The sequence below is a fragment of the Microbacterium sp. A93 genome (assembly GCF_051842835.1).
Genome location: NZ_JBPXMT010000005.1, coordinates 246,632 through 264,772 on the forward strand (window position 1 = coordinate 246,632; position 18,141 = coordinate 264,772).

An 18,141-nucleotide genomic window follows, 5' to 3' on the forward strand; every position below is an offset into this window, starting at 1 on the left:
CGCGACACGTAGACTCGAAGCATGTCGACTGACATCACGCAGGAGAAGCGCGCGCTGCGCGCGGAGTTGCGCGAGCGACGGCAGTTGCTCTCCGACGCGCAGCGTGAGGCCGCCGCATCCGGTATCGGCGAGCAACTCGACGCTCTCGTTGACGACCATGGCGCAGTTTCGATCTCGTGTTTCCTGTCCACGACCGCTGAACCGGGCACACGCGACTTCGTCACCAGTGCCGTGCAGCGGGGCATCCGGGTACTTCTGCCCATCACCCGCGCCGACGGCCTGCTGGACTGGGCCGTCGCGAACGACTCCGATGCAATTGCAGAAGGACTGTTCGGCCTGCCAGAGCCGACCGGCGAAGTCCTTGGCCCGATCGCGGTGAACGACGTCGATCTGATGATCATCCCGGCCGCTGCCGTCGACATGACCGGCATGCGCCTCGGCTGGGGCCGTGGCTACTTCGACAAGACCATCGGCTCAATGGAGAAATGCCCTCCTGTATACGCCGTGATCTATGATTCCGAGATACTCGATTCCCTTCCGCGAGAGGTGCACGACCAGCCGGTGACCGGCATCGTGACCCCCACGCGGACCCTCACCCTGTCGCCTACGCGGCACTGAACACCCGAAAACGGACATGCCTACCTACGCCTATGCCTGCACCGCGTGCAGCCACGCCTTCGACGCCGTCCAGAGTTTCTCCGACGACACCCTCACCGTCTGCCCCGAATGCGGCGGCGGCCTGCGCAAGCAGTACGGCTCCATCGGGGTCACTTTCAACGGATCAGGCTTTTATCGCACTGATTCGCGGAGTGGCGGTGGCGGAAAACCAAAATCAGAGTCATCATCGAAATCGGAATCGTCGACGAGCGCCGCCCCGGCACCCGCGTCGACTCCAGCCTCGACCTGAGGCCTGCTCAATAGATGGGGGTTCCCATGTTCCAGGGATTCAAAGAGTTCATCACTAAAGGCAACGTGATTGACCTCGCGGTCGCCGTTGTGATCGGTGGTGCCTTCACAGCGATCGTGAACGCGGTCGTTGCCAGCATCATAAATCCACTGGTCGCACTCTTCTTCGTCGCGGATGCCGCTGGCAACTTCGGACCGAAGATGATCGGCCTGTACGGGCAGGAAGTGACCTTCCCGCTCGGTACCCTGATCACCGCGATCATCTCGTTCCTCGCAGTCGCGATCGTCGTGTACTTCGCCATCGTCGCGCCGATGAACAAGTACAACGAACGCCAGGCAGCACGCAATCCCGTCGTCGAGGAGGACACCCTGCCGACCGAGCAGGAGCTGCTCATCGATATCCGCGACGCGCTCCGCAAGGGCGCCGCGAACTGAACCGCAGCATCAGCTAAGGCCCTCATCTCCCCGGGAGGTGAGGGCTTTCTTCATACCGCGCTCAGTAGTGCGGGGGTACGTCGCCGAGCATCCGGTCATCGTTGGGACCGTTTCCCACGATGCTGTCTTTCGCCGGCGCCGTGTGCGTGACCACGTCGGGAGAGGCATCCGTTCCTGGCACCGGCGTCAGTCGCGCACGGCGGCTGCCGGGAACTCGCACGATGCGTTGACGCTCCGCACCAGCGACCTGCTCGTCAGACATCGTCAGAGAGATCGATCGGCTGGGTGTCGTTGTCGGCCTTCACCGCGTCTGCGGCAATGCCGAGCACGGCAGCAATGCGGGATGCCGCCGTCACCGGGTCGCTGTAGAGGTCGAATGCATGCACGCGCACATAGTGCCAGCCGAGGCGGCGCAGTACGTGCGGACGCAGGCGCAGCGTCTCGCGCAGCGATTCTCCGCGCGTCTCCGGGTCAGACTCGATGATGACGGCCTTGCCCTTGTGCTGCGCGACGAGCGGCAGCAGACCGCGATAGTCCACGTCGACCGATGCGCCAAGGCGCCGCAGTTCCCGAGCCAGGGCGAGGGTCAACGGGTCGGCCAGGTCTTCCAAGCGCGACTCACGACTGCGTGTCGCGAGGCCTCCGAGGATCGACATGAGCGTGGATGCCCCGTGCACGAGGCGTCCGTCATCGAATGCCGAGGGACGGATAGAGGAGACCAGCACCATTGAGCGACGCGCCCTGGTCATGCTGACGGTCAACAGTCGTTCGCCGTCCGGCGTTGACAGGTCGCCGAAATCGCTGAGCACACGACCGTGCTTGGTGAGCCCGTAGCCCAGGGAGAAGATCACGCGATCGCGACTCTCGGCCACCGACTCTTCCAGAGTGAGCACCGCGAACGGCTCTGCGGTGTAGCGACCGACGAAGTCTGCGACGTCGGAGCGTCCGGCGAAGGCGGTCGTGACGGCGGCGCGAATGCGTTCGGCATGACGGGCGCTCGCGGTGATCACCATGAGCGATTCCGTCGGGCGGTGCACGGCATGCTCGACCACCAGCGTCACAACACGGGAGACCTCAGCGTTGGGGCTCTCTACCGCACCGGAGATCGGGTCGGGTGCGCCGACACCACCCTCGACGTAGTCAACAGTGAGGCTTCCTCGTCCGAGGTAAGAACCGGCCCACGGCAAGGAGATGATCTCGCCACCATAGAAAGCATCGTTGATGAGCTCGGCGAGGTCTTCACCGCCCGCACGGTAGCTGCGGGTGAGCGTCATGACGGGTAAAAGTTCGGCAAGACGTTCGAACACCGAGGTCTCATCGAACGGCAGCTCGGCTTCCCATTCGGTGTCGGCATCCACTGCCATTGCGAAGGGCGTCGGTCGCTGCGTCACCGGATCACCGAAGGCAACGACCTGTCGTGCACGACGGATCGCTGGGGCTGCCTCGGCGAGGTTGATGGCCGCGGCATCCACCAGCAGAACAGTGTCGAACTCGACCGATTCCGGAATCTCGGGCACCTGATATGGAGAGGAGATCCATGCCGGTGCCAACACGTTCATCAGTGTCGGCGCTGCCGAGACGATCTCCGCCGTAGACGGCGTGCCCTGAGTGAGTGCGCGCCGCAGGTGCTGCGACTCTGTGGGCTCATCGACGATACCGATCCGCCACTGATTCGCCAGCTGCCAGGCAAGCAGGGGCCCTGCCATCGAGGCGTGAGCTTCATCGACAAGACGGAAGTCTCGCTCCAGACGGTCAACGACCGCCGTGTTTGCGCCGAGCAAAGCACGGTTGTCCTGCAACGCGCGCTCCAGCAGAGACTGCCACCAGGCGAACTCGAGTTCTTCGGCGACCTGATCTTCCGCGACGTGCCGCACCGAAAGTTCAGCGAGCAGCGGTTCCAGCCCGAGCGTTGCCAACTTGTCGCGGATGGTGGCACGCTCGACGAGGTTGTCGAACACATCTGAGCGTGCAGCGAGACCCGCCAGGGTGCGCACGAGTCGTTCGACAGGAAGCGCGGCGAGCGGCTCACGGCGTCCGAGAGCGGTGTCGAGCTCTGCCAACTCGGCACTGACACGCTGCCACGATCCGAGCACCTCGGAGAGGCCGAGCGGCACCTCAGGGGCGACACCGGCATCGACAAAGCGCTGCCATTGCGTACGCTGCTGCTGAATACGCAGCAGTTCCTCGTGCATCTCGGAGATATGCACGCCGGGGCGCACGTATTCCTTGGCAAGGCGGCGCAGTCGGCGGCGGTTCGCTCCGGAGAGCCCCGGAGCATCGCGCCGAGAGCCATGAGCCTGAATCAACTCGCCCAGCGGGCGCTCGAAAACGGTCGGGCTGAAGCGGTCAAGCGATTCGCGGACGCCCTCGAGCAGCCTCAGGTATTCCCCGAGCTCGTCGATCGTTGCGAAGGGCCGCATCCGCGTCTGCGAGATGAGCTCATAGCCGCGTTCCAGTAGCGCGGGAACGCTGGACGCGTGCAACCGACCGGCAAGTTCGTGCGCCGAGCGCGCTGCCTCGGTGCTGCTGAAGCTCACGCCGTACCAGGGCGAGTCATCCGGACCGAAGCGGAACTCCCCCAGGCGCGCGGCCTGCACCAGCGCAGCAGCCGCGTCGGCACGATCGCCAGCGAGGCGGCGGAGTGTTTCTGTGCTCAGCCGCGCGGTCGTCGACGGTGGCACCGGCAACGATGCCAGACGGGTGAGCTGCCTGGTGGAATCCAGCACGGAGGCGTCGATTCCGGCGACCGGAGCGGTCAGCGCCTTACGGTAATCGAGCAGCACAGCGCGCAGCCGCACCAGCGCGTCATCGACGTCGCTGACCTTGGGCGCTGTGGCCTTCTCGTTGCGTCCGATCGCGCGAACGAGATCGCGACGGATGCTCGCAGGGGACACAGCCAGGCTGTCCAGTCCGATTCCTGCCAGACGGTGGCGCACGCCGTCGAGCGTGGAGCGACGTGCCGACACGACGAGCACGCGCTTGCCTGCGCGGACAAGCTCACCGAGCGCATTGATGACGGTCTGGGTGCCACCGGTGCCGGGGAGCGTGGAGACGACGAGCGAGTGACCGGCCGAGATCCGAGCCAACACTTCTTCCTGCTCGGCGTCGGCGTCGAGCAGGAGCGTGTCGGATGCCGGGGCACGGTCATCTGGACTGGTGATGTGCGGCAGCGGACGTGCGGACGTCACCTGTTCACGGTCGGCGACGTGGCCGGCCAGAGCATTGAGCAGTTGATGATCGAGGGTGCGACTGTCGCGCGCCATCGAGGAGGCGACATCAGCGAAACTCGACACGACAAGCCTCGGCAGCACCGTGAAGGTATCGATCGACTGGGTGGCAACGCGCAGACTGTCGATGACCGGTTGCGGCTTGAAGATGCCGCCGTCATACGCGAGGGAGGCCAGTGCCTCCGCATCGATTGCGATGCCGAAGTGGTCACGCGTGGCCCGCACGAGTTCGGGATTCACCACGAACGCACCCTGCAGCTTCAATTCGAAGTCTGTGTGATGCCGACGGATGGCAAGTGGGCGCAACAGCACTGGGGCTGCGAAATCTACGCCACCGATGCGCCAGCCGGCGAGACCGACAGCAAGGTGGACCGCTTCGATGCCGCGAACCGTGCGCAACTCAGTGTGCTTGGCCGTGATCCGTTCTGCAGCCAGACGTGCGGTGCGCAGACCGACCTCATCGCGGAACAGGTTGGAGAGCAGCGTGGATTTGCCGGTGATGAACTGCGGCAGGCTCCCCGGGTGAGCCTTGGAGATGTCAATGCCACCCTCGACGGTGTCGCGGTAGTTGACAAGCGGCGATGGTCCGCCGAGATCGGCGGCTTCTGCGCGCAACCGGGTGCGTTCGGCGTCGGCGATGTGAGCGACCTCGATTGCGGTCTGGTTGTCTTGTTGGCTGCCGAGCGTCATCGCGGAATCCGCAGCCTTATCTTCACGTCGCCACACATAGGCCACACTAGGCTCCACAGGTGCGCGATCCCTGTATTCTGGCCGGGTTTCACCGGATTGGACCACTTTTTCTGCACACCTGCGCACCTTCGCCTGGTTCTCCCCCACCCGTGTGATCAAGGCGTCATGAAGTCGGCGCCACACGTCAGGATGGGGTCATGACATTCCGCTACGACTTCGCACCCACTCCGTTCGGTGATGCGCTGGTGGTGTTCTCGGACGAGGGGATCGTGCGTTTCGACCTTTCCGAGTCGGCAGACCCCTCGGTGCCATGGCTGCTCGAGAACGTCTCCGCACGTCTGCACGATGTGCCAGCACCCGACCCCGGGGCCGCCGATGAGCTTGCACATTTGCTCGACGATCACTTCGCCGGCACCCCGGTACGTTTTCACGAGCACGTGCGTCTCGACTGGCGCCTGGTCGAAGGTTTCCACCGCACGGCGCTTCAGATGATCAGCACGATCGAATGGGGCGAGACCATGAGCTACGGCGAAGTTGCAGCTCGCGCGGGCAGCCCCGGCGCTGCCCGCGCAGTCGGCACTGCGTGTCGGCTGACGCCCTTCTCGATCATCGTGCCGGTGCACCGTGTCGTGCGCTCCGACGGCAGCCCAGGTCAGTACGGCGCGCATCCGGAGTACAAGCGCTTCTTGCTCGATCTGGAGCGTTAGACGTCAGGAACCCCCGACGTGTGGGCCGTCGGGGGTTCCTGGTCGATCACTGATTCTGTTGACGCAGGCGGCTAGTGCTCCACCGCCTTCTCTGCGCCGAAGCCAGTCAGCGACCGCACTTCCATCTCCGCAGCAAGCTGAGGAGATTCGATCGTGCGACTCGTCACCGTTCCGAGCCAGCCAAGGAAGAACCCGAGCGGGATCGAAACGATGCCGGGGTTATTGAGTGGCCAGATAGAGATGTCGATGGAGGGAATCATCGAGGTCTCCGAACCGGAGAACACCGGCGAGAGGACGATGAGCAGGATGGCAGATGCCAGACCGCCGTACATGCTCCACACCGCGCCACGAGTGTTGAAACGTCGCCAGAACAGCGAGTAGAGGATCGTCGGCAGATTCGCGGATGCCGCAACAGCAAAGGCGAGCGCGACGAGGAAGGCGATGTTCTGCCCCTGTGCGCCGATACCACCGACAATCGCGAGGATGCCGATGACGATCACCGTGCGACGAGCGACCTTCACCTCCGCGTTCGGGTCGGCGTCGACCGGCGATCCATCCGCCTTCTTGCGGCCCTTCTGGATGACGTTCGCGTAGATGTCATGCGCGAACGACGCAGCCGCCGTAATGGTGAGCCCTGCCACGACCGCGAGGATCGTCGCGAACGCGACTGCGGAGATGAAACCGAGCAGGAGCGGACCGCCGAGATACTGCGCAAGCAGCGGTGCGGCGGAGTTCACACCTCCCGGGGCGGCCTTGATCACATCAGCACCGACCAGCGCGCCGGCACCGTATCCGAGCACCAGTGTCAGCAGGTAGAACCCACCGATGAGCCAGATCGCCCAGACGACGGAGCGACGTGCTTCCTTTGCGGTCGGTACCGTGTAGAACCGCATCAGCACGTGCGGGAGCCCTGCGGTTCCGAGCACCAGGGCAAGGCCCAGCGAGATGAAGTCCAAGGGATTGGCGCCGTATTGAAGCCCCGGCGCCAGGATCGCATCGCCGTTCGGCGAGTTCGCGACCGCCGTTTCGAGCAGCGTGTTCAGGCTGAATCCGTGCAGGGCGAGCACCCAGATGGTCATCGCCAGGGCTCCTGCGATGAGCAGCACTGCCTTCACGATCTGCACCCAGGTGGTGCCCTTCATGCCGCCGATGAGGACGTAGACAATCATCAGCACACCGACGACGGCGATGACGATCGACTGACCGACCTTGCCGTCGATGCCCATCAGCAGCGAGACCAGACCACCGGCCCCGGCCATCTGGGCGAGCAGGTAGAAGAAGCACACCACGAGCGTTGTGATCGCGGCGGCCATTCGCACGGGGCGCTGCTTGAGGCGGAACGAGAGCACATCAGCCATCGTGAACTTGCCGGTGTTGCGCATCATCTCGGCGACAAGCAGCAACGCCACCAGCCAAGCCACGAGGAATCCGATGGAGTAAAGGAATCCGTCATACCCATTCACGGCGATCGCGCCGCAGATGCCAAGGAAGGATGCGGCAGACAGGTAGTCTCCGGCGATGGCGAAGCCGTTCTGAGGACCGGTGAAAGAACGCCCTGCCGCGTAATAGTCGGCCGCCGTCTTGTTGTTTTTGCTGGCACGAATGACGATGAAGAGAGTCACCGCGACGAATGCGGCGAAGATGGAGATATTGAGGACGGGATTGTTCTCACCCGCGGGCGCAGCCGCCAAATGGACGATGTTCATGCCTGCGCCTCCACCTTCTCCAGCTCTTCACGAATTTCTTGCGCTTTCGGATCGAGCTTTCGGTTGGCGAAGGAGACGTATCCCATCGTTATAGCGAAAGTCGTGACGAACTGAGCGAGCCCGAGCAGCAGCCCGACGGTAATATCCCCCCACACTCGCTGGCCCATGAATTCCGTCGCATATGCCCCCAACAGCACGTATGCGAAGTACCAGACCAGAAAGAGCACCGCCAACGGAAAGATGAATGACCGTTGCGTTCTCTTCAGTGTTTGAAATCTTGGTGACTGCTGAACGGCGATGTAGTCAATTCCATCTACCGGTTCCGTATCGATTCGGTCTGTCATGAGGCCTCCTTGCCGCATGTAGGGAGCTCGCACGGCGGTGCCCTGCGAGTGGTAGGGTCGACGCTACGAAACGGGGAACTGCGCCGTCACCCCCGAAAGTAGGTATTTGATGCACACCAGCATCACCCTGGATCCAGAGACCGACCTCGTCGCTCAAGCAGTGCGCGAGCTGGCTCAACGCACCCGCTTCCCCGTCGCCTTCGGCGGCCTGATCGAGGACGGTGTCGTCTCGGTCACCAGCATCGTCGGCACCCGCACCCACAGCCTCGAGGGCCTCAAGGTTCGTTCCGAGCGCGGCTTGGGCGGCCGCGCGATGATGGAGCTGCGGCCCCGCATGACCAGTGATTACGGCTCCTCACAGCACATCACCCACGACTACGACGGTTTCGTGCTCGGCGAAGGTCTGCGCACTCTGCTGGCGCTGCCGATCATCGTAAATGGGCGCTCGCGCGGCGTTCTCTATGCCGGAGCATGGAGCGAAGCACCCATCGGCGGCGTCACAACAGCGCCGGCGATGGCGGTCGCCGATTCTGTGGCATCCGAGCTGCGGGTCCGCGACGAAGTCGATCGACGCCTGCGCTCATTGGCGCCGCGTAGTCCGACCTTCACCGCCTTGCATCGCGAAGAACTGCGTGAGAGCTTTGCCGAGTTGCGCGGCCTGGCGGGAAGCGTGAGCGACCCCCTGCTGCGTGAAAGGCTCGCCCGTCTCGAGCAGCGCCTGCTCGCGGTCGCTGGCGATGAAGCACCCGCCACGACAGGTTCAATTCCCACGGTGCATCTGTCTCCACGTGAGACTGATGTGCTCGCGTGCGCCGCGCTCGGCTGCACGAATGCCGAGGTCGCGTCCCAGCTCGGACTGCGCGAAGGAACGGTGAAGGCCTATCTCGGCACGGCGATGTCGAAGTTGGATGCTTCCACGAGACATGCTGCCGTGGCACGGGCACGCCGAGCCGGTCTTCTCCCGTGAATGTCAGGAATCATTCTCGATTAACGACTGATTCATTGTCGCCGACATTCTTTCCTGCGTAAGCTGGCGAAATGGCTCGACGTATAGTGCACCAGTTGGTTGACGACATTGATGGAACGATCCTCGGAATCGGTGAGGGTGAGACCGTTCTGTTCTCCCTCAATAGCACCGCTTATGAGATCGATCTGACTTCCGAGAACGCGGATGCATTGCGAGAGGCGTTGGAACCGTACATTTCGGCGGCACGGCGTGCGTCGGCGCCCACTTCACGCGGCACAGGCCGCAAGCGCACAGCTGCTTCTCCGGAGACCGCTGTGATCCGCGAATGGGCGAATGCTCACGGTCACTCCGTTTCCGAGCGCGGCCGTATTCCCCAGGCCGTCGTCGAGGCGTATCGCGCCGCGCACTAACCGCACATCAATCTTCAGCGGAGATTGCCCACGATTCATCATCGAGGGCAATCTCCGTTGTCATGTCGGTGAGGAATCGTGTGACGATCTCACGGTCTGCGTTCGATAGCCGCGCCGCCGCAGTGAATCTACGAGCATGCTGACGCCCCACCGTCTCAACTGCCGATTTCCGAGTCTCCGGCGTGATCGCGATCGCCAAGGCACGGCGATCAGAGGGGTGCGGCGAACGAGTGATGTGTTCGCCTCGCTCGAGGCGATCAAGCAGTTTGGTGGTGGATGCGGTCGAGATGCCGAGGTGCGTAGCAATCGCCCCCGGAGTCGCGACGACCCCACCGTTCTCGCAGGCGATCAGGAAGTGCAACGCACGCATATCGGTCTGGTTGAGCTTCATGTAGCGAAGCGACGCCTCTGACAGCTTCTGCTCAGCGTCGCGGAGTCCACCCAGCGCCCGCATCAGTCCGCTGATCTGACGGATATCATCTTCGGACATTCCCGCGCGATCGATGAGCTCTCCGCGCGGGTCGCTGACATCGACGTCGTAGATCGCCGAGCCGAACGCGAAAGCGCTCGACTCGGTGGGTTCAGGAGGGACTGCGGGCATGTCCCGATGCTAGCGTGTTCAATGTTTCATGTTAGGTTCTTTTCTTGCCTGGCTAGCAAAGGAAAGAAATGATCAACGACACCGCTTCCCCCCGGCGCATTCGCGTGCGCCGCCGCTCACTGGCGCGGGTGCTTATCCCTGCCGCACTGATCCTCGTCTGGCTTGTCGGCGCCGGCCTCGGCGGCCCACTGTTCGGAAAGGTCGGCGAGGTCTCCTCGAATGACCAGACCAGCTACCTGCCTTCGAGTGCCGACGCCACCCAGGTGCAAGCGCTTCTCGGCGAGTTCAACGACTCCGATGCAATCCCCGCAATCGCGGTGTTCGTCGGCGACGGTGAACTCTCTGACGCACAGCTCGCCGCCATCGACGATGCCATCGCCGGCGCGCCGGACGTCGAGGGTGTGGCGAACGAGGTCTCCCCCGGCATCCCCTCCGAGGATGGCAAGGCCGTGCAGGCGTTCATCCCGATCTCCAGTGACGCCGAGCTCGGCGACGCGGTATCGGCGCTGGGCGACGAACTGCGTGCGGCGACGCCGGATGACGTGGCGGTGTACATCACCGGGCCCGCAGGCTTCTCCGCAGACCTCGTTGCCGGCTTCGCGGGCATTGACGGACTGCTGCTGGGCGTCGCTCTGCTTGCGGTATTCCTGATCCTGGTGCTCGTCTATCGCTCCGCGCTGCTGCCGATCGTCGTTCTCTCCACCAGCCTGTTCGGTCTATGCGTGGCGCTGCTAGTGGTGTGGTGGCTTGCGAAGTGGGAGATCCTGCTGCTGAGTGGCCAGACGCAGGGCATCCTGTTCATCCTCGTTATCGGCGCAGCCACCGACTACTCGCTGCTCTTTGTCGCGAGATTCCGTGAGGAACTGCGCCATACGAAGGACAAGGGCGCGGCGACCATGGCTGCGTGGAAGGGATCGCTTGAGCCGATCGCCGCGTCCGGCGGCACCGTGATCGCGGGGCTCCTGTGCCTACTGCTGAGCGATCTGAAGTCCAACAGCACGCTCGGACCTGTCGCTGCCATCGGCATCGTGTTCGCGATGCTTTCCGCTCTCACGCTCCTGCCCGCACTGCTGTTCACGTTCGGACGAGCAGTGTTCTGGCCACGTCGCCCGGCGTTCGAACCCGAAGTCGTGGCAGCGGAGACAGGCGTCGCCACCAAGGGCCTGTGGGCGGCTCTCGCCCGCGGCATCCAGAAGCGCCCACGCCTGATCTGGATCGTGACGACGCTCGTCCTCGTCGCTGGGGCGACCGGATTCACTCAGCTCAACGCTTCGGGGATACCGCAGTCAGAACTGGTGCTGGGGGCATCGGAAGCCCGCGATGGCCAGGTCGCTCTGGGCGAACACTTCCCCGGCGGCTCCGGGAGCCCCGCCTACGTGATCGTCGCCGAGGATTCGCTGCAGGAGGTCGCGGATCTGCTGCTGGCGCACGATGGCGTCGAGTCGGTCTCTGTGAATGCGTCGGACTCCCCCAGCGGCACAGCCAGCGTCACCGAGGATGGCATCACCGCGTTCGGTCCCCCCGGAACGCCCGCTCCCGATCCGACCGTCGTCGACGGTGACGTGATGCTGCAGGCGACGCTGAGCGACGCAGCGGATTCGGATGCCGCGGCATCCACCGTCCGAGACCTCCGCACCGAGCTCTCCGAACACGATGCGCTCGTCGGCGGCGTGACGGCGACCTCAATCGACACGAATGACACGTCGATCCACGACCGAAATCTGATCATCCCGCTGATCCTGGTCGTGATCCTGGCCATTCTGATGTTGTTGCTGCGTTCGATCCTGGCACCGGTGCTGCTGATCCTCACCACTGTGCTGTCGTTCGGTACCGCGATGGGTGTTGCCGCGTGGGTGTTCAACGGGATCTTCGACTTCCCCGGGGCCGATCCAGCGGTGCCGCTCTACGGCTTCGTGTTCCTCGTCGCCCTGGGGATTGACTACAACATCTTCCTGATGACGCGTGTGCGTGAGGAATCGATCAAGCACGGCACGCGCGAAGGCATCCTGCGTGGGCTGTCGGTCACCGGCGGCGTGATCACCTCCGCTGGTCTCGTGTTGGCAGCGACGTTCGCGGCTCTGTCGGTGATTCCGATTCTGTTCCTGGTGCAATTGGCGTTCATCGTCGCCTTCGGCGTGCTGCTGGATACGTTCATCGTGCGGTCACTGCTGGTTCCCGCACTGTCGTACGACATCGGGCGCTCGATCTGGTGGCCGTCGAAACTCAGTCGCGGAAAGAAATAGCGCTGAGAGACGAAGGCGCGTCAGACGAAGGCGCGTCAGACGAAGACGGGGATGAACGAGACAATGAGTCCGATCGCGCCGATGGCGGTGAAGACCGTTCCCAGCGTCAGGAAGAAACGCCGCAGCATCGGCGGATGCGTCCGCGCATGGCTCGAGTTCCGCACGCTCACGAATCCTCGATGCCAGTCGTCCTCCACGTGCTCGCGCGAGGTGAGCGGACGTTCGTGAAATTCCCCGCCGGCGAACCAGCGCGCGCTCGTGACGCCACCGCGATCGATCACGGCCATGTCGACGCTTTCCCAGCGTCCTTCGGCGAGCGCGATCATTCCGGCGATCACGAGCAGCGGGATGCCGATGCCGAGCCCGATCCACGACAGCACCTCGCCCACCACGGCGAGAGTGTCGATCATTTGCACAGGTTTAGTTTAGGAGACAAGCGGTGGCGTGTAGACCCACGTCTGCACACTGCGAATGCCTTCCATCGCCGTCCAGTCAGTTCCGCCCAGCACGATGAGTGAATTGTCGGCCCAGATCGCAAAGCCCGCCTCGAGTGGGGCTCCGGACGGACGCTCCAGCGCCGTCCAATGAGACAGCTCATCGTCGTACACATACCCCGATCCGACGGTGAAACGACCGCCACCGAGCGCCGCGTAGATCCACGCATCGCCCAGTGGCTCTGGTGCGGCAGCGAGCGGAGCCCATTCACCTTCGGGGAGTGTGATCGTTCCACCGAATGGATAAGTGCGCCCCCAGTTTCCGTTTGCACCACCATCGGCGCCGCCGAGTTCCGGCGCGACCAGTCTGGTTCCGCTCCACGCCCATTGCCAGCTGAAGATCTGCCCGGTGTCCGGAAGCCGAACCCATTCTCCGGAGCCTGAGTCGTAGAGCGCGGCGAGCGTGATCGATGGGTCGTCTGACCCTGGGCTCTCGACGAGCTCCCTCCCGGTCAGGACAAGTCCGGCCGGCGTCGGAGTGAGGACTCGTTCAATCGCCGGACCCAGTGGATCTGCGGGGAGTTCCGACCACACTCCGGTGGTGATGTCCAAGACGAGATCAGCGACAACGCCCGACTCGTGAGATCCGGTCATGAAGAGGATGCGGTCGCCGTCTGGGACCAGGCTCCCCCACGGCATCTCCGGAATGTCCCAACGCTCCCACTCGTCGGCATCCAGGTCGTAGGAGATCAGGGCATCCTCGTCGGCGTTCATCACTTTGATGAACAGTTGCCCCTCTGTAAAGGCGGCGGATGCGCCTGGTGAAATGTCGATGGGCGCATCCGCGATCTTTCGCCACGTGCCGAGAGCAGGGTCAAATGCCGCACCATCGCGCATCAGCCCCGTCGCGAGGCAATCAGCGTTGGGCGGGCACGGCGGTCCGGTCTCACCGCCCACAACAAGAATCTCAGAGCCCGTCCAGGCCGCGACCGCCACGCCGCGTGCATCCAGCGGAAAGTCCTCACCGCGGTTCCACCCCGTCAGTGCCGGGGTTGTGGATTCGGTGGCGGGGTCCGTCGTGGAGTCGGCGGTGGGTGTCGAACTCTCGCCCGTGCAGCCGCCGAGCGCAATGCTCAGAATAACGATGCCTGCGGCGATGTGCCACCGATGCCGGAAGTTGCCCATACTCCGTAGTGTCCCACCGAGGGAATTCGTCTCAAGGCGGTCACACACCGCCTGTTGCAGCTGTCCCGAATAAAGTGCCCCTGGAGGGAGTCGAATTTGAAGATCGGTTCCGGACTGATCGCGATCAGGCCCTCCAGGCCCGGAATTACGCGGATTCCGACTGATCGGCACTGATCGAAAAACACGCCTTCCGGACCTGTTCCGTAAAAAGTGTGGGCAAAATGTGGGCAGTCAGACGGCGCTCAGCTGTGGAGCATCGTGTGCCTCAGGCAGTCGGTGCGAAGCGAGTCCGCAGGTCAGCCTTCCTGATCTTGCCGCTCGCTGTTCTCGGTAGCTCGTCGACGATCACCGTCTTTGCTGGCACTTTGTAACGCGCCAGTCGTCCATCGAGATGGGCACGCACTTGATCCGTGTCGATCGTGATGCCGTCCCGAACCGTAAGCACCGCCCAGGGCACTTCACCCCACCGGTCGTCGGGAATTCCGATGACGGCCACGCCGGTGACGCCGTCGAGGTCGTTGATGAGGTTCTCAATCTCCGCGGGATAGATGTTCTCGCCGCCGGAGATGATCATGTCTTTGAGTCGGTCTGAGATGTAGAGCACGCCATCGTCATCAAGGTAGCCCAGATCTCCAGAGCGGAACCATCCGTCGGCGGTGAATGCTTCCGCTGTCTCCTCCGGGCGCCCGTAGTAGCCGGCGAACACGTTGGGTCCTGAGACCTCAATCTCACCGACGGTGCCGGTCGGTACCTCACGGCCATCTTCGCCCGCGATCCGCACATCGGTGAAGAAATGTGGGACCCCGACGCTCCCCTGCTTCTCGCGCGTGCGATCTGGCGCCAGCAAGGTTGCTCCTGGAGCGGTCTCGGTCATCCCGTAGCCCTGTGAGAACGACAGTCCACGTTCCTCATAGGCGTTGAGTACGCGTGAGGGGACGGCGGAACCGCCGCAGGTCAACTTCCGCATGCTCGAGACATCCGTGGTCGCCCAATCGGGATGATCACAAAGCAGCTGGTACGTCGTCGGCACGCCCGACAGCATGGAGACGCCATAGTTCTGGATGAGCGCGAGCGCACGAGAGGGATCGAATCGCTTCTCGAGCACCAACGTGCCGCCCTTGATAATGATCGGAAGGGCACCCATCCCCAGGGAGGCCACGTGGAATAGCGGCGAGATCATCAGGGCCACATCGGTCGAGACGATGTCGTAGTCAATGATCGCGTTCAGCGCCGCCCAGGTGAGATTCCCATGCGTGAGTACTGCACCCTTGGGCTTGCCCGTTGTTCCCGAGGTATAGAGGATGGCTGCAGGACGGTCGAGCGCGGCAGGCGAGTCCGGAAAGTTGCTCGCCGATGAGGCTTCTGGTGATCCCTCGACCACGGATACATCAGGCACATCGATCGAGCTCGCGTCCAGTAAGTATTCAATCCCTAGTGAGAGGCCATCTAATCGCGCCCCGAACTCAGGATCGTGAATCAGCACCCGCGCATTCGAATCAGTGACGACGTGCTGAATCTCAGGGGACGCGAGGCGAGTGTTGACTGGAACGAACACCGCCCCGATCTGCACAGCCCCGAACAGGGCCGCGAGAAACTCAGGGGAGTTTTCTCCCAGATAGGCGACACGGTCGCCCGTTCTGATGCCGCGGCGGCTCAGGGCAGCCGCGACGCGGTCTGCCAGCGCTGCCAGGCCGCTGTAGGTGAGTTCGTTCCCGTCGTCGAAGACGAGTGCGATCTTCTCCGGTGTCTTCAGACGGCGCGTGGCCATCCAGGAGCCGAGTCCGTGATTATGCATCGTATGTCTCTCCGTCGAGGCAAGCGGTCGTCCGCGACCGTCGGGATGGTGGAAACTCCGGGCCGGTATCTGAAGGACACCGGCCCGGAGAGGCTGTCAGGCGTAGAAGCGCTGCAGGCTACGGGCGACGACAGCAGGCTTGCTGTTGCCTTCCGCGTCGATCGTGATGTCGATCGTGAGCTGGGCGCCACCTGCTACCTCGGTGACTTCGACGACCGTGGCAGTTGCGCGGACGCGCGAGCCAACCCGGACCGGCGACACGAAACGAACCTTGTCAAGGCCGTAGTTCACCTTGGTGGTGACGCCTTCGACGTCCAGCAGTGATTCCCACAGCGGGATGAGCAGCGACAGGCTGAGGAAGCCGTGCGCGATCGGACCGCCGAAGGGACCATCCTTCGCGCGCTCAGGGTCGGTGTGGATCCACTGGTGGTCATCGGTCGCGTCGGCGAACGTGTTGACCCGTTCCTGAGTGATATCGATCCACTCGGACGGGCCGAGCTCCGATCCGATGAGGGTGGCGAGGTCTGCGTAAGTGACGGTGGTGGTCATAGTGGTGAGTCCTTTCAGAGGGGAATGACGTCAGCGTTCAAGCGTCGAGGCCGAGGAGACGGGCCGCGTTGCCTTTGAGGATTCCCGGCATCACCTCGGGCTTGAGTGCCGTCTGCTCGACATCCTTGAGCCATCGGTCCGGGGTGATGAGCGGGAAGTCCGACCCGAACAGGATGCGTTTCTTCAGGAGCGAGTTCGCGTACCGGACGAGTTCGGCAGGGAAGTACTTCGGGCTCCACCCAGACAGGTCGATCCAGGTGTTGTGCTTGTGCGTGGCGACCGAGAGCGCCTCGTCCTGCCACGGCACAGACGGGTGCGCCATAATGATCTGCAGGTCGGGGTTCTCCGCAGCCACACCGTCCAGCAGCATCGGGTTCGACAGCCCAAGCCGAAGGCCACGACCGCCAGGAAGGCCAGCGCCGATACCGGTCTGCCCGGTGTGGAACAACGCAACAACACCGGCATCCTGCAGAGCTGCATAGATCGGCTGGTAGCGGGCGTCGCTCGGATCGAAGTTCTGCACCGTCGGGTGGAACTTAAATCCGCGCACGCCATGATCGCCGATCAGGCGGTTGACCCGCTCGACGGCGTCAGCACGGTTCGGGTCGACCGAGCCGAAGGGGATGAGGACGTCATTATTGCGCGCCGCGCCCTCCGCGATCTCCGCGCTGGAAATCGGCGGGTGCTCCAGGTGAGTCTCAGCATCGACCGAGAACACGACCGCCGCCATCTTGCGCTCACGGTAGTACGCCGCGATGGAGTCCAGATCGGGGCGACCAGCATCGGTGGAGAAGTACTTCGTCGCGGCCTCGTTGAGGTCGTCGGGCAAGGATGAGTGTCCGTGTCCGTCGACTTCGACATGCACGTGCATGTCGATCGCGATGATCGACTCGAGGTCGATCGCAGATTCGTAGCGTGTCATCGCAAGTCTCGAATCATGCCTGAGCGGGCTGAAGCTCGGCGGGCAGCGCCGGGAACTTCTCGCCGACCGACTGCACGTTACCGGTGAGGAGAGCAGACTGCTCGACGAGCGCATCGTAGGTCCATCCGCCGTCACGGTACTCGGTCACGGCCGGCTCCGGGTGGCTCCAGACCTGCAGGCGATCGCCGCCGACGCCGATCGCCTGACCGGTGATCGCGGCTGCTTCGTCGGACGCAAGGAATGCAATGAGGCCGGAGACGTCGGACGCATTGCCGAAGCCGATCTCCTTGCGGAAGAACTCGGGCATGGGCTCGCCCTTGGCATCTGCCTCAACAGCAGCGGCGAAGTACGGCACGGTGGCGGTCATCGCGGTCGCGGCGACCGGAATGACTGCGTTGGCAGTGATGCCCGCCTTCTTGAGCTCAAGCGCCCAGGTGCGGACCATCCCGACAATGCCAGCCTTGGCAGCGCCATAGTTGGTCTGACCGAAGTTGCCACGCTGACCAGTCGGGGACCCGATCGTGATGATGCGGCCAGCGACACCGTTCTCACGCATGTAGGTCGCTGCCTCGCGGACGCAGGTGAAGGTGCCGCGGAGGTGCACGTTGATCACCAGGTCGAAGTCCTCGTCGCTCATCTTCCAGAGCACGGTGTCGCGGAGAACTCCCGCGTTCGTGACAAGAATGTCGAGTCCCCCGAAGGAATCAACCGCAGTCTGTACGAGCTGCTTCGCCGTCTCAGTGGAACCGACCGGCGCGACCACGGCAACTGCCTTGCCACCGTCGGCCTCGATGGTGGCAACCGCATCGGCGGCGGTCTGCGCGTCGACGTCGTTGATCACGACGGATGCGCCCTGCCGCGCGAGTTCCTGGGCGTAGGCGAGGCCGAGGCCGCGGCCCGAACCGGTGACAATGGCGACTTTGCCGTTCAGCGACATGGTGTGCTCCTTAAGATCGTAAATTGATAAGACCACACAATAGTAGGAAAAGTCAACTATCTACTTCTTCATTCGCTATGCTG

Annotated in this window: 18 protein-coding genes; 7 read left to right on the forward strand and 11 right to left on the reverse strand. The window is 63.5% G+C overall.

The window, feature by feature from the left end:
* The first annotated feature begins 21 nt into the window (after nucleotides 1–21).
* From ACSU1G_RS14610 to mscL, 3 genes are read left to right on the forward strand one after another with little or no spacing between them, the layout of a single operon-like run.
* Entirely contained in the window at nucleotides 22–618 is a 597-nt protein-coding gene (locus tag ACSU1G_RS14610; RefSeq protein ID WP_439280684.1) for a 5-formyltetrahydrofolate cyclo-ligase, read from the forward strand.
* Nucleotides 619–634: 16 nt separating this feature from the next.
* Nucleotides 635–907, forward strand: coding sequence for an FmdB family zinc ribbon protein (locus tag ACSU1G_RS14615; RefSeq protein ID WP_439280685.1), 273 nt, complete (start codon nucleotides 635–637; stop codon nucleotides 905–907).
* Between the two features lie 26 nt (nucleotides 908–933).
* The gene (gene mscL / locus ACSU1G_RS14620) at nucleotides 934–1,341 is read left to right on the forward strand and encodes a large conductance mechanosensitive channel protein MscL (RefSeq protein WP_439280686.1); all 408 of its coding nucleotides are present in this window, start codon (nucleotides 934–936) and stop codon (nucleotides 1,339–1,341) included.
* Between the two features lie 61 nt (nucleotides 1,342–1,402).
* Here the strand turns inward: mscL and ACSU1G_RS14625 are convergent, their stop codons facing one another.
* Nucleotides 1,403–1,603, reverse strand: coding sequence for a hypothetical protein (locus tag ACSU1G_RS14625; RefSeq protein WP_439280687.1), 201 nt, complete (start codon nucleotides 1,601–1,603; stop codon nucleotides 1,403–1,405).
* Complete coding sequence (locus ACSU1G_RS14630) at nucleotides 1,596–5,258, reverse strand: AAA family ATPase (RefSeq protein ID WP_439280688.1); 3,663 nt, start codon at nucleotides 5,256–5,258, stop codon at nucleotides 1,596–1,598. Before ACSU1G_RS14630 ends, ACSU1G_RS14625 begins: the two co-directional genes overlap by 8 nt.
* 197 nt (nucleotides 5,259–5,455) lie before the next feature.
* Here ACSU1G_RS14630 and ACSU1G_RS14635 point away from each other — a divergent pair, with 197 nt between their 5' ends.
* On the forward strand, nucleotides 5,456–5,965 hold the full coding sequence (locus ACSU1G_RS14635; RefSeq protein WP_439280689.1) for a methylated-DNA--[protein]-cysteine S-methyltransferase: 510 nt from the start codon (nucleotides 5,456–5,458) through the stop codon (nucleotides 5,963–5,965).
* Between the two features lie 71 nt (nucleotides 5,966–6,036).
* Here ACSU1G_RS14635 and ACSU1G_RS14640 read toward each other — a convergent pair whose 3' ends face one another.
* Both ACSU1G_RS14640 and ACSU1G_RS14645 read right to left on the reverse strand, forming a co-directional pair.
* Nucleotides 6,037–7,671 carry a solute symporter family protein gene (locus ACSU1G_RS14640; RefSeq protein WP_439280690.1) on the reverse strand — a complete coding sequence of 545 codons (1,635 nt, stop codon included), beginning with the start codon at nucleotides 7,669–7,671 and terminating at the stop codon, nucleotides 6,037–6,039.
* A complete protein-coding gene (locus tag ACSU1G_RS14645; protein WP_439280691.1) occupies nucleotides 7,668–8,015 on the reverse strand; it encodes a DUF485 domain-containing protein in 348 nt (115 codons plus the stop codon). Before ACSU1G_RS14645 ends, ACSU1G_RS14640 begins: the two co-directional genes overlap by 4 nt.
* A gap of 109 nt (nucleotides 8,016–8,124) precedes the next feature.
* On the opposite strand from ACSU1G_RS14645, the gene ACSU1G_RS14650 reads away from it, so the two are divergent.
* A complete protein-coding gene (locus ACSU1G_RS14650) occupies nucleotides 8,125–8,982 on the forward strand; it encodes a LuxR C-terminal-related transcriptional regulator (protein WP_439280692.1) in 858 nt (285 codons plus the stop codon).
* A 71-nt stretch (nucleotides 8,983–9,053) separates the two neighbouring features.
* On the forward strand, nucleotides 9,054–9,392 hold the full coding sequence (locus ACSU1G_RS14655) for a histone-like nucleoid-structuring protein Lsr2 (RefSeq protein WP_439280693.1): 339 nt from the start codon (nucleotides 9,054–9,056) through the stop codon (nucleotides 9,390–9,392).
* A gap of 7 nt (nucleotides 9,393–9,399) precedes the next feature.
* Here the strand turns inward: ACSU1G_RS14655 and ACSU1G_RS14660 are convergent, their stop codons facing one another.
* Nucleotides 9,400–9,993, reverse strand: coding sequence for a MarR family winged helix-turn-helix transcriptional regulator (locus ACSU1G_RS14660; RefSeq protein ID WP_439280694.1), 594 nt, complete (start codon nucleotides 9,991–9,993; stop codon nucleotides 9,400–9,402).
* Nucleotides 9,994–10,061: 68 nt separating this feature from the next.
* On the opposite strand from ACSU1G_RS14660, the gene ACSU1G_RS14665 reads away from it, so the two are divergent.
* Nucleotides 10,062–12,236, forward strand: a complete 2,175-nt coding sequence (locus tag ACSU1G_RS14665) for an MMPL family transporter (protein WP_439280695.1) — start codon at nucleotides 10,062–10,064, stop codon at nucleotides 12,234–12,236.
* A 35-nt stretch (nucleotides 12,237–12,271) separates the two neighbouring features.
* Here the strand turns inward: ACSU1G_RS14665 and ACSU1G_RS14670 are convergent, their stop codons facing one another.
* The 6 genes from ACSU1G_RS14670 to ACSU1G_RS14695 all read right to left on the reverse strand — a co-directional run bounded on the left by ACSU1G_RS14670 (nucleotide 12,272) and on the right by ACSU1G_RS14695 (nucleotide 18,058).
* On the reverse strand, nucleotides 12,272–12,646 hold the full coding sequence (locus ACSU1G_RS14670) for a hypothetical protein (RefSeq protein WP_439280696.1): 375 nt from the start codon (nucleotides 12,644–12,646) through the stop codon (nucleotides 12,272–12,274).
* A gap of 15 nt (nucleotides 12,647–12,661) precedes the next feature.
* Entirely contained in the window at nucleotides 12,662–13,855 is a 1,194-nt protein-coding gene (locus ACSU1G_RS14675) for a hypothetical protein (protein WP_439280697.1), read from the reverse strand.
* 265 nt (nucleotides 13,856–14,120) lie between these two features.
* Nucleotides 14,121–15,650, reverse strand: a complete 1,530-nt coding sequence (gene menE / locus ACSU1G_RS14680; protein ID WP_439280698.1) for an o-succinylbenzoate--CoA ligase — start codon at nucleotides 15,648–15,650, stop codon at nucleotides 14,121–14,123.
* A gap of 96 nt (nucleotides 15,651–15,746) precedes the next feature.
* The gene (locus ACSU1G_RS14685; RefSeq protein WP_439280699.1) at nucleotides 15,747–16,199 is read right to left on the reverse strand and encodes a MaoC family dehydratase; all 453 of its coding nucleotides are present in this window, start codon (nucleotides 16,197–16,199) and stop codon (nucleotides 15,747–15,749) included.
* A gap of 37 nt (nucleotides 16,200–16,236) precedes the next feature.
* Nucleotides 16,237–17,121, reverse strand: coding sequence for an amidohydrolase family protein (locus tag ACSU1G_RS14690; RefSeq protein WP_439280700.1), 885 nt, complete (start codon nucleotides 17,119–17,121; stop codon nucleotides 16,237–16,239).
* Between the two features lie 13 nt (nucleotides 17,122–17,134).
* Nucleotides 17,135–18,058, reverse strand: coding sequence for an SDR family oxidoreductase (locus ACSU1G_RS14695; protein WP_439280701.1), 924 nt, complete (start codon nucleotides 18,056–18,058; stop codon nucleotides 17,135–17,137).
* Nucleotides 18,059–18,141 lie beyond the last annotated feature (83 nt).

Bases quoted from the DNA above. Each gene is read 5' to 3' on its own strand.
- ACSU1G_RS14645 (WP_439280691.1), bottom strand. From the start codon at position 8,015: ATGACAGACCGAATCGATACGGAACCGGTAGATGGAATTGACTACATC.
- ACSU1G_RS14675 (WP_439280697.1), bottom strand. From the start codon at position 13,855: ATGGGCAACTTCCGGCATCGGTGGCACATCGCCGCAGGCATCGTTATT.
- ACSU1G_RS14685 (WP_439280699.1), bottom strand. From the start codon at position 16,199: ATGACCACCACCGTCACTTACGCAGACCTCGCCACCCTCATCGGATCG.
- ACSU1G_RS14615 (WP_439280685.1), top strand. From the start codon at position 635: ATGCCTACCTACGCCTATGCCTGCACCGCGTGCAGCCACGCCTTCGAC.
- ACSU1G_RS14660 (WP_439280694.1), bottom strand. From the start codon at position 9,993: ATGCCCGCAGTCCCTCCTGAACCCACCGAGTCGAGCGCTTTCGCGTTC.
- ACSU1G_RS14630 (WP_439280688.1), bottom strand. From the start codon at position 5,258: ATGACGCTCGGCAGCCAACAAGACAACCAGACCGCAATCGAGGTCGCT.
- ACSU1G_RS14640 (WP_439280690.1), bottom strand. From the start codon at position 7,671: ATGAACATCGTCCATTTGGCGGCTGCGCCCGCGGGTGAGAACAATCCC.
- ACSU1G_RS14655 (WP_439280693.1), top strand. From the start codon at position 9,054: ATGGCTCGACGTATAGTGCACCAGTTGGTTGACGACATTGATGGAACG.
- menE (WP_439280698.1), bottom strand. From the start codon at position 15,650: ATGCATAATCACGGACTCGGCTCCTGGATGGCCACGCGCCGTCTGAAG.
- ACSU1G_RS14635 (WP_439280689.1), top strand. From the start codon at position 5,456: ATGACATTCCGCTACGACTTCGCACCCACTCCGTTCGGTGATGCGCTG.
- ACSU1G_RS14695 (WP_439280701.1), bottom strand. From the start codon at position 18,058: ATGTCGCTGAACGGCAAAGTCGCCATTGTCACCGGTTCGGGCCGCGGC.
- ACSU1G_RS14665 (WP_439280695.1), top strand. From the start codon at position 10,062: ATGATCAACGACACCGCTTCCCCCCGGCGCATTCGCGTGCGCCGCCGC.
- ACSU1G_RS14610 (WP_439280684.1), top strand. From the start codon at position 22: ATGTCGACTGACATCACGCAGGAGAAGCGCGCGCTGCGCGCGGAGTTG.
- mscL (WP_439280686.1), top strand. From the start codon at position 934: ATGTTCCAGGGATTCAAAGAGTTCATCACTAAAGGCAACGTGATTGAC.
- ACSU1G_RS14650 (WP_439280692.1), top strand. From the start codon at position 8,125: ATGCACACCAGCATCACCCTGGATCCAGAGACCGACCTCGTCGCTCAA.
- ACSU1G_RS14625 (WP_439280687.1), bottom strand. From the start codon at position 1,603: ATGTCTGACGAGCAGGTCGCTGGTGCGGAGCGTCAACGCATCGTGCGA.
- ACSU1G_RS14690 (WP_439280700.1), bottom strand. From the start codon at position 17,121: ATGACACGCTACGAATCTGCGATCGACCTCGAGTCGATCATCGCGATC.
- ACSU1G_RS14670 (WP_439280696.1), bottom strand. From the start codon at position 12,646: ATGATCGACACTCTCGCCGTGGTGGGCGAGGTGCTGTCGTGGATCGGG.